The sequence below is a fragment of the Burkholderia sp. LAS2 genome, from assembly GCF_018417615.1.
GTDB classification, from domain to species: domain Bacteria; phylum Pseudomonadota; class Gammaproteobacteria; order Burkholderiales; family Burkholderiaceae; genus Burkholderia; species Burkholderia sola.
In genome coordinates this window covers 4,094,457-4,110,390 of record NZ_CP071052.1, presented here as the reverse complement: position 1 = coordinate 4,110,390, position 15,934 = coordinate 4,094,457, and the positions used below count along the sequence as shown (strand labels likewise).

General features: G+C 68.2%; 13 protein-coding genes and 1 pseudogene. 8 read left to right on the top strand and 6 right to left on the bottom strand.

Annotated features, from left to right (window positions below; translation table 11 throughout):
• Positions 1-13: 13 nt before the first annotated feature.
• Both JYG37_RS18890 and JYG37_RS18885 read right to left on the bottom strand, forming a co-directional pair.
• Positions 14-1,603: an MDR family MFS transporter gene (locus JYG37_RS18890; RefSeq protein ID WP_050011317.1), complete on the bottom strand. Its 1,590-nt coding sequence runs from the start codon at positions 1,601-1,603 to the stop codon at positions 14-16.
• Complete coding sequence (locus JYG37_RS18885; protein WP_213345710.1) at positions 1,596-2,720, bottom strand: HlyD family secretion protein; 1,125 nt, start codon at positions 2,718-2,720, stop codon at positions 1,596-1,598. The genes JYG37_RS18890 and JYG37_RS18885 overlap by 8 nt, the downstream gene beginning before the upstream one ends.
• A 91-nt stretch (positions 2,721-2,811) precedes the next feature.
• Here JYG37_RS18885 and JYG37_RS18880 point away from each other — a divergent pair, with 91 nt between their 5' ends.
• A complete protein-coding gene (locus JYG37_RS18880) occupies positions 2,812-3,648 on the top strand; it encodes a CerR family C-terminal domain-containing protein (RefSeq protein ID WP_050011315.1) in 837 nt (278 codons plus the stop codon).
• Positions 3,649-3,681: 33 nt separating this feature from the next.
• Here the strand turns inward: JYG37_RS18880 and JYG37_RS18875 are convergent.
• Together JYG37_RS18875 and JYG37_RS18870 are read right to left on the bottom strand one after the other, a co-directional pair.
• Positions 3,682-6,161 (bottom strand): annotated as a pseudogene (locus tag JYG37_RS18875) (mechanosensitive ion channel domain-containing protein).
• A gap of 339 nt (positions 6,162-6,500) precedes the next feature.
• Positions 6,501-7,460: an LLM class oxidoreductase gene (locus tag JYG37_RS18870; RefSeq protein WP_050011313.1), complete on the bottom strand. Its 960-nt coding sequence runs from the start codon at positions 7,458-7,460 to the stop codon at positions 6,501-6,503.
• Between the two features lie 1,213 nt (positions 7,461-8,673).
• On the opposite strand from JYG37_RS18870, the gene JYG37_RS18865 reads away from it, so the two are divergent.
• The 4 genes from JYG37_RS18865 to JYG37_RS18850 all read left to right on the top strand — a co-directional run bounded on the left by JYG37_RS18865 (position 8,674) and on the right by JYG37_RS18850 (position 12,275).
• On the top strand, positions 8,674-9,582 hold the full coding sequence (locus JYG37_RS18865) for an NAD-dependent protein deacetylase (RefSeq protein ID WP_089489150.1): 909 nt from the start codon (positions 8,674-8,676) through the stop codon (positions 9,580-9,582).
• A complete protein-coding gene (locus JYG37_RS18860; protein WP_050011311.1) occupies positions 9,579-10,220 on the top strand; it encodes a DUF938 domain-containing protein in 642 nt (213 codons plus the stop codon). The genes JYG37_RS18865 and JYG37_RS18860 overlap by 4 nt, the downstream gene beginning before the upstream one ends.
• 97 nt (positions 10,221-10,317) lie before the next feature.
• Positions 10,318-11,730, top strand: coding sequence for an NADP-dependent phosphogluconate dehydrogenase (gnd, locus tag JYG37_RS18855; protein ID WP_089489151.1), 1,413 nt, complete (start codon positions 10,318-10,320; stop codon positions 11,728-11,730).
• Positions 11,731-11,930: 200 nt separating this feature from the next.
• A complete protein-coding gene (locus tag JYG37_RS18850) occupies positions 11,931-12,275 on the top strand; it encodes a DUF4148 domain-containing protein (protein ID WP_069618486.1) in 345 nt (114 codons plus the stop codon).
• Between the two features lie 113 nt (positions 12,276-12,388).
• On the opposite strand, the gene JYG37_RS18845 is transcribed toward JYG37_RS18850, so the two are convergent.
• Positions 12,389-12,709: a hypothetical protein gene (locus tag JYG37_RS18845; protein WP_124593291.1), complete on the bottom strand. Its 321-nt coding sequence runs from the start codon at positions 12,707-12,709 to the stop codon at positions 12,389-12,391.
• Positions 12,710-13,125: 416 nt separating this feature from the next.
• Between JYG37_RS18845 and JYG37_RS18840 the strand changes: the two genes are divergently transcribed.
• The gene (locus JYG37_RS18840) at positions 13,126-13,860 is read left to right on the top strand and encodes a M23 family metallopeptidase (RefSeq protein WP_050011308.1); all 735 of its coding nucleotides are present in this window, start codon (positions 13,126-13,128) and stop codon (positions 13,858-13,860) included.
• A gap of 78 nt (positions 13,861-13,938) precedes the next feature.
• Here JYG37_RS18840 and JYG37_RS18835 read toward each other — a convergent pair whose 3' ends face one another.
• Positions 13,939-14,577, bottom strand: coding sequence for a Pr6Pr family membrane protein (locus JYG37_RS18835; RefSeq protein ID WP_089489725.1), 639 nt, complete (start codon positions 14,575-14,577; stop codon positions 13,939-13,941).
• 228 nt (positions 14,578-14,805) lie between these two features.
• Here JYG37_RS18835 and JYG37_RS18830 point away from each other — a divergent pair, with 228 nt between their 5' ends.
• Both JYG37_RS18830 and JYG37_RS18825 read left to right on the top strand, forming a co-directional pair.
• Positions 14,806-15,342, top strand: a complete 537-nt coding sequence (locus JYG37_RS18830) for a cytochrome b (RefSeq protein WP_050011307.1) — start codon at positions 14,806-14,808, stop codon at positions 15,340-15,342.
• A 157-nt stretch (positions 15,343-15,499) separates the two neighbouring features.
• Positions 15,500-15,868 carry a DUF2946 domain-containing protein gene (locus tag JYG37_RS18825; RefSeq protein ID WP_050011406.1) on the top strand — a complete coding sequence of 123 codons (369 nt, stop codon included), beginning with the start codon at positions 15,500-15,502 and terminating at the stop codon, positions 15,866-15,868.
• Positions 15,869-15,934 lie beyond the last annotated feature (66 nt).

Sequence of the window (15,934 nt, the reverse complement as noted above, 5' to 3'; positions counted from 1 at the left end):
CGCGAATGACGGGTCAATGGCCGGACGACATCGGTTGCGGGCCGCGCGGCGGCGTTCTCAGCAGCAGCGCGAGCGGCACGCAGGCGAGCAGCGCGAGGCCCAGCAGATAGAAGGTTTCTGAATAGGTCATGACGACGGCCTGGATCTGGATCTGCCGCGCGAACTGGCCGAGCGCGCGCATGTTCGAATACGCGAGATCGCCGGTGTGCGCGAACCAGTTGGCCGCATAGGCCGACAGGCGATCCTGACCGATCAGCGAGTTCGCGCTCACCGATTCGCGCAGCACGGCCGTATGGAAGGTCGTGCGGCGGTCGATCACGGTGCCGATGATCGCGAGCCCGATCGAGCCGCCGAGATTGCGCGCCATGTTGTAGAGCCCGGCCGCGTCGCCCGAGTCTTCGCGCGCGACGGCCGCCATCGACGCCTGGTTGAGCGGCATCATCGCGAGCATCTGCGCGAGGCCGCGAATCAGTTGCGACCACACGAAATCGTGGCCGACGCTCTGCGCGGTCAGGCTGATGTCGAGCATGCAGCTCAGGCAGAACAGCAGCAGCCCGGTGATCACGAGGATGCGGAAATCGACCTTGCCGAGCAGGCGCGGCAGGATCGGCATCACCAGAAAGGCCGGCAGCCCCGACAGGAGCATGATCGCGCCGGCCTGTTCCGCGTTGTAGCCGGCGACGATCGCGAGGAACTGCGGCAGCAGGTAGGACACGCCGTACAGCCCGGCGCCCACCGCGGACACGATCACGATCACGCTCGCGTAACGCGGGTTGCGCATCAGCGACAGCCGCATGATCGGCCGCTTCGCGAAGCGCTGCGACAGCGCGATCAGGACCATCCCGACGAACGACACGACGCTTAGCGTGACGATCATCTGCGATTCGAACCAGCGTTCGCGCTGACCTTCCTCGAGCACGACGGTCAGCGAGCTCAGGCCGATCGCGAGGCCGAGGATGCCGAGCCAGTCCGCGTTGAAGAACGCGCTCCATTGCGGGCGGTCCGACGGCAGGCCGAACACCAGCAGCGCCATCAGCAGCAGGCACACGGGCAGGTTCAGGAAGAAGCACCAGCTCCAGTTCACGTTTTCCGCGAGCCAGCCGCCGAGCACCGGACCGAACAGCGGCCCGAGCAGCACGATCAGGCCGAACAGCGTCATCCCGACCGGCAACTGCGACAGCGGCAGGCGGGTGCGGATGATCGTCTGCGCGGTCGGGATCAGCGCGCCGCCGGTGAAGCCCTGGCCGATCCGGCCGGCGATCATCATCGGCAGCGAATGCGACCAGCCGCACATCATCGAGAACGCGATGAACAGCGCGGAGTTCGTCAGCAGGAAATTGCGCAGCCCGAACACGCGCGTGAGCCACGCGGCGAGGGGGATCATCACGATTTCCGACATCAGGTAGCCGGTCGAGATCCACGTGCCTTCGGTGCCGGTCGCGCCGATTTCGCCCTGGATCTGCGGCAGCGCGGAATTCGTGATCGAGATGTCGAGCGTCGCCATCAGCGCGCCGAGCGCGCCGGCCGCGACCGCGATCCAGTCGGTCACGCTCGCGCGGCCTTCGTGCGGCGGCATGGGTATCGTGGCGGGCGTATCAGCCATGATGCTGCTCGTCGCGCACCGAGCGCGTATCGACGTCGACCGTCACCGACAGCCCGGGCAACAGCATGCGTTGCACGCGAGCGTTCGCGGCGAGGCGGATGCGCACCGGCACGCGCTGGACGATCTTCGTGAAGTTGCCGGTCGCGTTCTCCGGCGGCAGCAGCGCGAACTGCGCGCCGGTGCCGGGCGCGAAGCTGTCGACGACACCGGACAGCGGGCCGTCCGGCAGCGCGTCGACGTGCAGCTCGACGGGCTGGCCGATGCGCATGTTGCCGATCTGCGTTTCCTTGAAATTCGCGACGAGATAGATCGAATCGACCGGCACGACGGTCAGCAGCCGCGTGCCGGGCTGTACGTATTGGCCGACGCGCACCGTCCGGTCGCCGACGCGGCCCGCGAGCGTGCTGCGCACGATCGTATTGTCGAGGTCGAGCTGCGCCTGCGCGGCGCTGGCCTGCGCGGCCTCGAGCTGCGCGCGCGCCTGCTGGAGTTGCGCGGTGAACGACGCGATCTGCGTGCGGGCGGCGGCGATGGACGCGTTGTTCGCGGCGAGCGTCGCCGCCGCCTGGTCGCGCGTGCTCTTCAGGTCTGCCACGCGTTCGTGCGTTTCGGCGCCGGTCGCCGCGAGCGGCGCATAGCGCGTGTATTCGTCGCTCGCATGCTGCGCGTTGATGCGCGACACCTTCGCCTGCGCGTCGGCCTGGTCGAGATTCGCGCGCTGCTGGCTGATGTCGGCCTCGGCGCGCGCGATATCGGCGCGACGGGCGTCGACGGTCGCCTGCGCTTGCGCGAGCGCCACCTGGTACTGGCGGACATCGAGCCGCACGAGCGGATCGCCGGCCTTCACGGGCTGGTTGTCGCGCACGTAGACGTCGGTCACGTAGCCGGCGACCTTCGGTGCGGCGGTCATGCTGTCCGCCTGCAGGTACGCGTCGTTGGTGCTTTCGATGAAGCGGCCGACCGTCCACCAGCGGCCGAGCCACACCGCGCCGCCGACAGTCGCGAGCACGGCGACCGCGAGCAGGACGCGCCGCCTCGTTCCGCCGTTGCCGGTGCGAGGTTTTGTTCCGTTTTCCTGACGATCTGCTTTCTGTGGCGGGTCTTGTGGCGTCGACATGCGGGATCCAATTTATTCCAAGTGGAAGAATTATTCCAGTTGATAAAATTGTGTCAAGTAGAATGTCGATCGAGCGAATGACGAGGAAGGCATGAACGAAGCGAAGAAGCTGCGCCGCACGTCGGCGGGCGGCTACGCGCGCGGCGACGAAACGCGCCAGCGGATCATCGAGGCGGCGATCGAACTGTTCGGCGAACGCGGGTTCGCGGGCGCGTCGACGCGCGAGATCGCCGCGATGGCGGGCGTGAACGCGCCGGCGCTCCAGTACTACTTCGAGAACAAGGAAGGCGTGTACCGCGCGTGCGTCGAGACGATCGCCGAGCACGGCTGGCAGGTGTTCGCGCCGGCGGTCGGCCATGCGCGTGCGATGCTCGACGCCCACGCGAGCGTCGATGCGCTGATCGATGCGTTCATCGGGCTGCTGCGGGCGCTGTCGGACCGAATGTTCACCGCGCCGAAGACGATGAACCAGCGGATGTTCTTCGCGCGCGAGCAAGGCGGCCAGGAACCGGCGAGCGCGAGCGAAATCCTGATGAAGCGCATGCGCAAGCCGCTGAACGACGTGAGCGCGGAGCTGATCGGCCGCATCTCGGGGCGGCCGGCCGACGATCCCGTCACGCGGTTGCGCGCGCTGAGCCTGTTCGGGCAGATCACGGTGTTCCACATCGCGCAGCGTTCGGCGCTGCAGTTGCTCGAATGGGACGCGTTCGAGGGCGAACGCGCGGCGTTGGTGACCGACACGATTGCCGACCAGACGCGCGTGCTGCTCGAGCAATGGCATGCGCAGCGCGATGCGGGGGCCGCTGGTCCGGAAACCGCCGCGAAGCGCGGGCAGGGTGCCGCGGCGAAACGACGTGCGGCGAAGCCGGGGGCCGCACCGCCCGCCGCGAAAAGCACGGCGCGCGTGAAGAAGCCCGCCGCGCGTTGAGCGCCGCCGGTCACCGGCCCCGGGCGATCGCGATCATCCCGGCTTGCGCTCCGCTGCGTCGGGCGACGGCGGCCGGGCCGACGGTTCGGCGGTATTCTGCGCGTCTGGGCGCGCGTCGTTGTCATCGCTGCCGACGGGTCGCGACCCGTCCGCATAGGCCACGACGCTGCGCTGCGGATTGGCGATCCGAATCCCGCGTTCGAGGAACGTCTCCGCGATCCGCCGGTTGAATTCGCGCTGCACGCTCCAGCGCGCCGAGTCCGTGCACTGGATCTGACCGGCCAGCGCGAGCGCCGCGCCGTCGACCTGGTCGATGCCCCAGTAGCTGAAGTCCGACAGGATGCCGTCGTGGTACTTCGGATCGTCGCGCAACGCGGCGCCGATTTCCTTCAGCGTCGCGATCGCGCGCTCGACGTCCTCGCCGTACGCGATGCTGACCTTGACGGCCGCGTTGCCGAGCCCGCGATTCGTGTTGTTGACGGTCGTCACCGAGCTGAACGGAATCGTGTACAGCGACCCGTCGCCGGCGCGCAGCCGCACGGTGCGGATCGACAGGTATTCGACCGTCCCCGACACGCCGGCGAGCGTGACCCAGTCGCCGACCTGCATCGCGTTTTCCATCAGCAGGAAGATCCCGGTGATGAAATCCTGCACGAGCTTCTGCGAGCCGAAACCGAGCGCGACGCCGAAGATGCTGGCGCCGGCCAGCAGCGGGCCGACGTTTACGCCGAGTTCGCTGAGGCCCGTCAGCACGACGACGAGCGCGATCATCACGAACAGCAGCGAGCGCAGCATCGGCAGCAGCGTGCGCAGCCGCGCGGCGCGCACCAGGTTGCCTTCGCGCGTCCAGCGTTGCAGCCGGCGCTCGATCGCGATGTTGGCCGCTTCCCACACGACGAGCGCGACGATCGCCGCGATCGCGATCGTCACCAGCGCGGACGCGAGCCGGTGGCCGATCGTGCCCGTCTCGAATGCGCGGAAGATCGGCACGCCCCAGATCTGCAGTAGCAGCACGACGGTCACGACGCCGATCGCGCCCGACACGATCTGGCGCAGCAGCGGGTAGTAGCGGTATGCGTGCAGATGAACGAGCGTGCGATCGTCGTCGCGGCGCTGGAACAGCCGCGCGAGCGCACCGAACACGACGATCGACACCATCCGCATCGCGATCATCACGGCGATTGACCGGCCGCCGAGCGCGATCAGTACGCGGTAGCCGTTGTGGACGTCGAGCGCCCACACGAACCACAGCGCCATCACGATGAAGACCGATACGGGCGCCCACGCGTCCGCGAGCGCGTTGCCGACGACGGTGAAGGTCGGACGATCCGCGCCGGCGGCGCGGATGCGTGCCGCGACCGGCCGGCGGCACTGCAGGATCAGCACCGAGATCATCACGTGCCCGACGAGCGCGACGGCCTTCAGCAGCGCGACATGGCCGGCTTCGGTCAGGCCGAAGTTCGCGGCGATCTCGACGGCCGCCGTGCATGCACCGACCGCGATCACGATCCGCGCGATCGAGCGTTGCGCGAACGCGGCCCATGCGTCGCTGATATGCAGCAGCCGCAACTGCCGCGCGTCGGGCTGGAAGAACAGCCGGCTGACGATCGTGACGAGCCGGCAGATCACGTAGGTGTCGATCAACGCTTCGAGCGCGGCTTCGATCGGCGTGTCGGCTTCGACGAGCAACGACATCGTCAGGCTCGCGACGCCGACGAACACGAGCAGCGGTACCGCGCGCAGCGCGAGACTGATGAGTGCGCGCGGCATCCGGTTCAGCAGCGTGGTGTGCCGGCGGGCGTGGCCTCGGCTTTGCGACGGCGGGGGCGCGTGGTCCTCGTCCGATGCGGCGGCATCGGGCGCCGCGCGGCGCGCGGCCACCGCGGCCAGTGCGCGTCGCAGCAGCCGCTTCGCGAGCCATTCGACGACGAGCGCAGGCAGCAGCACCGCGAGGAGGATGCCGAGCGTGCGCGTCAGGTTCGCACGCTCGTCGGCGCGCACGAGCTTGTCGCGCCACCAGCTTCCCACCGAACCGATATCGAGCAGCGAGCGCAGCGACTCCTGCAGCGCGTTGCCGATCTGCGCGGCCCATCGCGAGCCCTGACGGACGAGCATCGAGGCGAGCCCGTTCGACGTGAGCGCGGCCGGCGCCGCGGCAGCCGATGCGCCGCTGGCTGCCGGCGCCGCGCTTGCCGGCACGGCGGGTGCGCTCAACGCGCCGACGGCCGCGATCGCGCGCAGCGTCGTTTCGACCTGCGCACGCTCGCGCGGGTTTTCGAGCACATTCAGTGCCTGCCGCGCCTCTTGCGGCGTCAGTGCGGGCGCGGCGCCGGAGGCGGCCGACGCGGCGGCCGGTGCGGGCGCGGGGGGGGGGGGGGGGGGGGGCGCCGGGGGGGGGGGGGGGGGGCGGGGGGGTGGCGGGGGGGGGTGTGGGGGGGGGGGGTTTGGGGGGGGGCCGCGTGAGCGGCCGAGACGACGGCGGCGAGCAGCCAGCCGAGGAGGATATGTCGCATGGAATGGGCGTGCGGGTGCGTCTCGTCACGCGGCCCGCCAGGCTGAACGATGGACGGAAGTTAACATGATCGCGATCGAAACCGAATAGTTCCGTCGTCGACGAGTTGAATCGGGCATGAAGGCGCCGGCACGGGCGTCGGCGGCACATGCCGGCAAGCCGTGTGCCGGATACGGACGGTCGACCGTCCGATATCGACAGGAACGTCATGTTGGCCCGGTCGTAAGGCGTCTGTAACGCGCCGTTGCCGATTCCTGTCAGCGATGCGCCGTTGCGGGAGCATTCGCCCGGCCACGATCAGCGCTCGCGTCGCATCATGTGAATTTGGATTCCTGATGAATCACGCTTGTTCGTCGTGAAAGACCGGCAACACATGCTCGGCGATTTCCTCGACGACGTCGCGCACCGGCCGGTCCGATCCCGGATTCAGCGTGACATGGTGCGTCCCGGCCGCGCGCATGTCCCGCAGGATATCGACCAACGCGCGGCGCCCGGTCGCATAACCGAGCGGCAGCGCGGTGGCGGGCGTATCCGGATGCGCGGCGAGATCGAGCCGCATCGATACGCCGAACGCGCGAAATTGCGGCGACGCGAGCCGCTCGACCGCCGCGCGCCACATCGAATAGCGGGCGCGCTGCGTATCCGGATCGCGGTGATACGTCATCCAGCCGATCGAATGCCGTGCGATCCAGTCGACGCTCTGTCCGCCCGAGCCGACCGCCAGCATCGGCACCGCATCGCCGTCGCGCGGCAGCAGCGTGAAGGCGGGCGCATCGGGTGGCGTCTGGTCGGGCAGCACGCGCGACGGCATGCCGAGCGCGGCCGCGACGACGTCCCAGTGCGCGCGATAGCGGTCGCGCCGGGTTTCCGCGTCGACGCCGAACGCCGCATATTCGGGTGGCCGGTCGCCGGAGCCGAGCCCGAGGATGAAGCGCCCGCCCGACAGCGTCGCGACCGACAGCGCGCCTTTCGCGATATGCAGCGGATGACGCAGCGGCAGCACGATCGCGCCGCTGGCGAGCGCGATCCGGCGGGTGCGCGACGCCAGTGCGCCGAGCAGTACCCACGGGTCGAGGTGGCCGACCGGGTCCGGATAGTCGGCGCTGTTCAGCGGCACGTCGCGAATCCACAGCGCGCGAAAGCCGAGCGAATCGGCCAGCGCGGCGAGTTCGAGTTGCTCGTTGAAGTCCGCGACGATGTGGCCGCCGCGAAGCAGCGGAAGCGTGAGGCCGATCGACAGCCGCCCGGACGAGAACACGCGATGCGCGACGTCGGGAGGGGCGGAAGCGGGTGGGGTCATGTCGGGTCCTTGGCGGCGAGGCAGCGGAAGCATGCGGGCGCTCCGTGTCCGAATGCTAGCGTGTTTGCGCGATGCACGAGCGGGACGGCGCAAACCCCGCGCTATCCGCTTCGCAACGCGAGACCCGGGCGGAACGCCGCGCATTGCGACGCGCGGTTGTCGCGATCGGTGCCGTAGAACAGCATGCGGTAGTCGATATCCGGCCCGTGCTTCGTGTCGGACAGGCAGCGAGTTCGGGTTCCGGTCGGGCGGTGGTGCGCCGCGGGAAAGGGCAAGTCCGGGCGCACGCGCGCCGCCGATCGTGGGGCGATTGTAAGGCGACTGGCCGCCCTGCAACGCGCCAACCCGACGATACCGACGCCACCGCCGGTGCGTTTCAGTTTCGAAACATTCGCGCTTTCTGACGGGGCACGATGCCTGCCCGCGGCCCCTGATGTGCCCGCGCGGCCTTGCGGCATGAAGCATGGTGCGCTCCTTGCATGGTTGTATGCGCCGTGAGCGCGATTGCAGGTGCAGTTGGCCCGGCAATCGCTTCAGTGGGTCGGATGTATCGAAGACGGGGACAAGAGAATGAAAAAAGACCGAAACGCAACATGCCGTGTTGCAAACATGAATCGCCGACCTGCCAGGGTATTCGCTTCGCCGCTGATCGCGGCGACGTGAGCGAGCGGCTTTCCGTTCCATCCGAACGATCGGGTTCGTTCTGAACGACGGCGTGCATGGGTGACGCGCGCGTCCGACCAATGTCGGTCGGCCGTCCAGGATGAACCGCGAACGCTGGCGGATGGCCGCGGCCCGGATCCCGAATCGTCATTCCATGGCGCAACGCACCCCGTCGCGCGGCGAATGCGTTTGCACGCCGCGCATGACATCGGCGTGACGAGCGCGACGAACGGGATCGGGTCGGGAAAGCCGATGACGCGCCGATGGGCGCGGCAGTGCGGAACACGTGAAGTCCGGGGGAGCGTCCGTCGATCGCGGTATGACGGACGTCGCAACATTGTGCTGTCAGTTGATCCACTACCCCGATGGATCAATTGTTTGAAGCGCCCGTCGCCGAGCGGCGATGGGCGTCTTTTTGCGTGCTGTTGCGTGCCGCGGCTAGCCGCGGCGGCAGCCCGCCCGATCGCACGGCGTTCTGTATCATGTGCTGGCGCGCGTGGCCGCCCGTGCGGGCGCACGACCTGCCCGCGCGACCGATCACGTTGCCAACATGAACGACACAGCCTTGCCCGACTCCTCCATCGCCGACGTCGATCCGGCCGCGCTCGATGCGCTGCACGCGTTCGTCGAGCGTCATCCGCGCCTGCTCGTACTGACCGGCGCGGGCATCAGCACCGATTCCGGCATTCCCGGCTACCGCGACCGCAACGGCCAATGGATGCGCTCGCCGCCGATCCAGCTCCAGGAATTCCTCGGCTCCGATGCCGCGCGGCGCCGCTACTGGGCGCGCAGCATGATCGGCTGGCCCGTGGTCGGCCGCGCGCGGCCGAACGGGTCCCATGTCGCGCTGGCGCGGCTCGGCGGCGCGGGCCGGATCGAGCGTCTCGTCACGCAGAACGTCGACGGCCTGCATCAGCGCGCGGGCAGCGACGACGTGATCGAGCTGCATGGCGGCATCAACGGCGTGACCTGCCTCGACTGCAGCGCGCATCATGCGCGGGCGACGATCCAGACCGTGCTCGAAGCCGACAATCCCGAGCTGCTGGGCGCGCAGGCCGAGCCGGCCGCGGACGGCGACGCGCATCTCGAATGGGCCGCGCTCGATACGTTCCGCATCCCGGCGTGCCCCGCGTGCGGCGGCCTGCTGAAGCCGGCGGTGGTGTTCTTCGGCGAGAACGTGCCGCGCGAGCGCGTGGCGCTGGCGTCGCAGGCGCTCGACGCAGCCGACGCGCTGCTCGTCGTCGGCTCGTCGCTGATGGTGTATTCCGGCTACCGGTTCTGCGTGTGGGCGCAGGCGCAGCACAAGCCGGTTGCCGCACTCAATCTCGGCCATACGCGCGCCGACCCGATGCTGACGCTGAAGGTCGAGGCGCGCTGCGCACCCGCGCTCGACGCACTGGTGACGCGGCTGGGGCTCGGGCGCAACAGCAACAGCGACACTGCGGAGCGTGCATCGTGACCGGCGCCGCTTCTTCTCACGATCCGTCCGCGCGGCTGTCGGCGCCGGCGGCCGAACGCAATCGCGGGCCGATCCTCGACGTGCTCCGCCGCGTGCTGCCGGCGACCGGCAGCGTGCTCGAAATCGCGAGCGGCACCGGGCAGCACGTCGTTCACTTCGCGCAGGCGTTGCCGGGCCTGCACTGGCAGCCGAGTGATCCCGACGCGCACGCGCGGCGTTCGATCGCCGCGTGGGTCGCGCATGCGGGCCTCGCGAACGTCGCCGGGCCGCTGGCGTTCGACGTGCGCGACACGCCGTGGCCGGTCGCGGCGCTCGACGCGATCGTCTGCATCAACATGATCCACATCTCGCCGTGGGCCTGTACGGAAGCGCTGTTCGCGGGCGCGTCGCGCGTGCTGCGGCCGGGCGGCGTGCTGTTCCTGTACGGCCCGTACCGTCGCGAAGGCCGCCATACGGCGGCGTCGAACGAGGCCTTCGACCGGCAGTTGCGCAGCCGCGACCCGTCGTGGGGCGTGCGCGATCTCGAGACCGTCGTCGCACTCGGGCTCGATCGCGGGCTCGACTGCATCGAGGTCGTCGAGATGCCGGCGAACAACCTGAGCGTCGCATTCCGGCGCCTGCCGCACGCGGAGCAATGACACGCAAGCGGGCAGCGCCGCCGGGTTTCCACTATCCTTTCGCCTGTGCGCGCGGCCCGGCTCGGGTCGCGCCCCGTTTTTTCCGGAGAATTGACTAATGGGCAAACAAGCAATCGGTGTGATCGGGCTCGCGGTGATGGGCCGCAATCTCGCACTCAATATCGAGAGCCGCGGTTACGCGGTGTCGGTGTTCAACCGCAGTCGCGAGAAAACCGACGAACTGATCGCCGAATTCCCCGGCCGCAATCTGGTGCCGACCTATACGCTCGAGGAATTCGTCGCGTCGCTCGAAACGCCGCGCCGGATCCTGATGATGGTGAAGGCCGGGGAAGCCACCGATGCGACGATCGCATCGCTGAAGCCGCTGCTCGAGAAGGGCGACGTGCTGATCGACGGCGGCAATACGCATTTCACCGACACGATCCGCCGCAACCAGGAACTCGCGCAATCGGGGCTGCATTTCATCGGCACCGGCGTGTCGGGCGGCGAAGAGGGCGCGCTGCGCGGCCCGTCGATCATGCCGGGCGGCCAGCGCGACGCGTACGATCTCGTCGAGCCGATCCTCAAGCAGATCGCCGCGAAGGCGCCGTCGGACGGCGAGCCGTGCGTCGCGTACATGGGCCCGGACGGGGCGGGCCACTACGTGAAGATGGTCCACAACGGCATCGAATACGGCGACATGCAGCTGATCGCCGAAAGCTACTCGGTGCTGAAGGACGTCGCGGGCCTGACCAACGACGAACTCGGCGCGGTGTACACCGAATGGAACCAGGGCGAGCTCGACAGCTACCTGATCGAGATCACGTCGAAGATCTTCGGCAAGAAGGACGAAGAGACCGGCAAGCACCTCGTCGACGTGATCCTCGATCGCGCCGCGCAGAAGGGCACCGGCAAGTGGACGAGCCAGAACGCGCTGGATCTCGGCGTGCCGCTGCCGCTCATCACCGAATCGGTGTTCGCGCGCGTGCTGTCGTCGCTGAAGACGGAGCGCGTCGCCGCCAGCAAGATCCTGTCGGGCCCGGCGGCCGCGCCGTTCGACGGCGATCGCGCCGCGTTCGTCGAAGCGGTGCGCCGCGCGCTGTACCTGAGCAAGGTGATCTCGTACGCACAGGGCTTCGCGCAACTGCGCACGGCGTCGGAAGAATACGGCTGGAACCTCGATCTCGGAACGATCGCGAAGATCTTCCGCGCGGGCTGCATCATCCGCGCGCGCTTCCTGCAGAAGATCACCGACGCCTACGCGAAGGATCCGGCGCTTGCGAACCTGCTGCTCGATCCGTACTTCAAGGACATCGCCGCGAACTATCAGACCGCGCTGCGCGACGTCGTGGTGGCCGCGGTGAAGGCCGGCGTGCCGGTCCCGGCGTTCGCGTCGGCGGTCGCGTACTTCGACAGCTATCGTTCCGAGCGGCTGCCGGCGAACCTGGTGCAGGCGCAGCGCGACTTCTTCGGCGCGCACACGTTCGAGCGCACCGACAAGCCGGGCAGCTTCCACGCGAACTGGGCCTGACCGGCGAGCGGGGGCAGCATTGTTGCGAAAATCTATGCTCTGAATAGGGTTTTTCCATCCCGGATGCCAGCATTGTTGGCTCCGGGGAAACAGTGTTTTCGTTCTTTCATGGTTTTCCCTAGGTGCTGCCGGGACTAAACTCTGTTCCATCGCTGCAGACATGGTGTGTGCGGCGGAGCAAAAAAATCCCGGAGGTAATCATGAAATCGCTGATCGCAACGTTCGCTGCTGCTGCCGTCCTCGCTGTCCCCGCCGTCTCGTTCGCTCAACAGAACGCGCCCGTCACCCGTGCCCAGGTGAAGGCCGAACTGGTTCAACTGCAACAGGCCGGCTACAAGCTGGGCAGCGACCGTACGAACTACCCGGAAGGCATCCAGGCTGCTGAAGCGCGTGTGAACCCGCAACAGAACGTCGCCGCCGCCGATACGACCGGCTACGGCGCACAACCGGCCGCCGGCCAGGAATCGGGCGTACCGGCTGCTGCCAAAACCGGCTGGCAAGTCAAGCGCATCGCTGACGGCGCACCGGTCTACAAGGGTCGTTAATGGTACGGCCGCGCTGGCGACCGCATCCGACCCCCTGTCGTACGAAAGCCCGTCGTTCCGCATAGCGGAACGACGGGCTTTTTCATTGGCGGCGGCGCGCAATGCGCCGTCGTTCAGTGCAGCGGGCGTCTGCCGCGCCCGATATCGCGGAACAGCGCTTCCGCCGGTTCCAGCACCTGCAGCCACGTTTCGTCGTAACCGCTCAGCGTGTCGAGCGCGTCGCGCAGCCGTTCGATCGCGAGGACCGGCAGCTCGACGCTGTGACGCGCGGCGCCGGTCAGGTGCGTGACGCTCGCCAGCTGGACGAGCGCATCGGCCGCTTCGGCGACGTCGGTCGCGAACAGCAGGTGCCGGTTGAGCAATTCGACCAGACCGCTGGAACCGGCGAAATCGTCGGCGTCGAGCTGCACGGAGAGAAACGTCGCGTTATTCATTGTCATGGTCCTCGTTGTCGTTGGATCGCGCTGCGCATCACCGAGTATAGGCGGCGATCGAAGCGGACAATATGACGCCGCCGATACGGCAGGCGGCGGTGCGCCTCCGCGACAAACCGCGAGCAGCCACTGGGCGGCCCGCCCGGCCCGGCCAGCAGGCCGCCGGCGCCCGTGCGACGCCGCAAGATTGTTTCCGGATCGGGCAACTGTCGGAGCCTTGACCGCGACAAATGGTATCTTTGCCGATCGGGACGACGCGAAAAAGGGCCGATGAGCGCTTCGCACCACGTTCCGCTGTGGAAACTGACGGCCGCGAAAGCGGTCGGATACTGATTGATCCGGCCGTTCGGCCGGACATCGTGCGTCGCGCGCCGGGGGGCGGTGGGCGGCGCAACGACGCAAATCCGGGAGGACCCTTGAGAGAAACTATTCCCATCCACGGCGCGCTCACGCGCTGGCTGCCGCAGGCGGCGCTCGTCGCCGCGGCCATCGCGCTGACGGGCTGCACGATGACGCCGTGGACCGACAGCTGGCAGCCCACGCGCCAGCCGGCGTCCACGTCGGCGGCGACGCCGGGCGTGATTGCCGGTTATTACCGCGTGAACCCCGGCGATACGCTGGCGGGCATCGCGAACGCCTACGGGCAGCGCGTGCAGGACGTCGCCAACTGGAACCGCATGGCGCCCACGGACGCCGTGTCGCCGGGCCAGGTATTGCGGGTCGCGCCGCCGCAGGCCGCGACCTCGTACGGGCAGCCGCCCGCGGCGGCCGCCCAGCCGGGCTCGCTCGCATGGCCGGCCACGGGCGTCGTCGCGACACCGTTCTCGGCCGGCAAGACGCGCGGCGTCGTGATCGCCGCATCCGGGCCCGACCATTCGGTGCGGGCCGCGGCAAACGGGCGCGTCGTGTACGCCGGCACCGGCGTCAAGGCATACGGTCCGCTCGTGATCCTGAAGCACGACAACGGGCTCATCACGGCCTACGGGCACAACGGCAAGCTGCTCGTCAACGAAGGCGACGCGGTGCGTCAGGGCCAGCCGGTCGCCGAAATGGGCGCCGACGCGAGCGGTCGTTCGACGTTCGAATTCGAAGTCCGCCAGAACGGCAAGGTCGTCGATCCGATGAACTTCCTGCCGCGCAACGGCGGCTGATCGTCGGCATCGCCACGTGTGCGCCGGGCGGCGCACACGTTCCCACCTTTCTCCCCCGCCTCTTTCACCTTTCCGCCTTCATCCTTCCTTAAGCGTCGCGCTGCCAGACTGTCTCGCATGATTACCGAGCCAGCAAATGCACAACGCGAGCGCCACCGCGCCGAGCGCGATCAGCGAACACTGGATCGCGACGGGCAGGTAGCCGTGCGGCCGCGGATCGACGAACGGGTAGGGGTACCAGTTCTCCACCGCGCCGCGCACGAGCGTATAGCCGAGATAGACGACCGGAAAGCCGAGCCACGCGAACGCACTGCGGCGCGGAATCGGCGAGCGCGGTTCGACATACAGCCAGTCGCACAGCATCACGAGCGGTACGATCCGGTGCAATACCCAGTTGTTGAACGCCGGCGTGACGTGGAGCAGCGCATCGAGCCGCGCAAGCAGCAGCTCGTAGACGATCGCGGTGATCAGCACGTACAGCACGGCCGCGCCGCGCATCGATTCGTAGCGGGCCGAGCCGGGGCGCGCGATGCGCCACAGCCCCGCGGCCAGTATCGCGGCCGCGTAGAGGCTGCTCAGTTGCGTGAAGTAGCTGAGGTAGTTGCCGAGATGGAAGCTTGGCAGGCGCCAGTAGTCGGCGACGCTGTGCAGCGTGGTGGACACCGCGAGCAATGCGGCGATCAGCCGGTAGGCCGCAACGAAGAACGCTTTGCTCATGATGCCCGCGCGCCGTCGCACCAAAGCTTCATCGTGCCACAGCCGCCCGCCCGCGCGATGCGGATTTTCCATAGGGCAAGCCGTCACGCGGCGCGCGCCGACGATTCATCGGTTATTTGACCGCGCCGTGCAAAACTGGACGCCCGTGCGGCTACAATCGCCACAGCTTTGCCGGGCGCAGGCCGTTTGCAATGGGCGCCCCTCCCCGAATACGACACGAGACGAAGCATGAAAAACATCCTCGCGAAACAGACGCGCTACAGCTCGCCCGCGATCTTCTTCCACTGGGCCATCTTCCTGCTGGTTGCGCTGGCCTACCTGGCCATCGAGATCCGCGGACCGAAGGGCAGCGACAGCCGGGCGTTCTGGATGAGCGTGCACCTGACGGCCGGTACGTTCGTCCTCGTGCTGTCGGTGCTGCGCGTGCTGTGGCGCGTCGTCAGCCGCGTGCCGGAACCGATTCCGCAGACGACGCTGCTGCGCTGGCTGTCGAAGCTCGCACATTTTGCGCTTTACGCGTTCGTCATCGCGCAGCCGCTGCTCGGCATCATGACGATCAACATGGGCGGCAAGCCGGTGTCGCTCGACTGGCTCGGCGTGTCGTTCACGCTGTTCGGCCCCGACAAGGCGCTGCGGCCGACGATCAAGGAGGTGCACGAGCTGATCGGCAATGCGTTCTACTTCGTGATCGGCCTGCATGCGCTGGCCGCGCTCTACCATCATTTCATCCGGCGCGACGACGTGCTGCGCCGCATGATGCCCTGATCGTCCGGCTGCCGGCACGCGCAGCACGCGGGGGCGCATGGTTGTGTTGACAACCATGCGCCCCCGGTTCGTTTACCGTGCGCCCGCACTGGTCACCACGTTGAACATTCTGTAACATCGCGGCTGTTTTTTACATTCCGCTGACTCGTTGCCGTACATGCTGCACCGACATCGTCACCTGACTGCCTGGCTTGGCCTGCTCGCGATCTGGATCGCGATCGCGGCGCCGCTGGTGTCGCAGTGGCGTATCGCCCATGCGGCCACGCCCGAGGCGATCGTCTGCAGTACCGAGCATGGCGCGCATCGTCCGTCCGATGCGCGCGGCATGCACGATCATGCGCTGCATCTCGACGCGTGCGGCTACTGCGGTTTCTTCGCGCATAGCCCGGCCATCGGCGCGCCTGCCGCCGTGTCGGTCGACTCCCTTCCCGTCGTTTCCGTTTCCGCCGCCGCGTCGCCTGCCGTCGCGGCGCGCGGCGACCGTTATCCGCGCGCCTATCCGCGCGCACCGCCCGAGCGCGCCTGACGCGTTTCTTCCGTTCTTATCACCGCCGATATCCGTGCGACCGTCGAGGCCGCGTGGAGGGCGTCA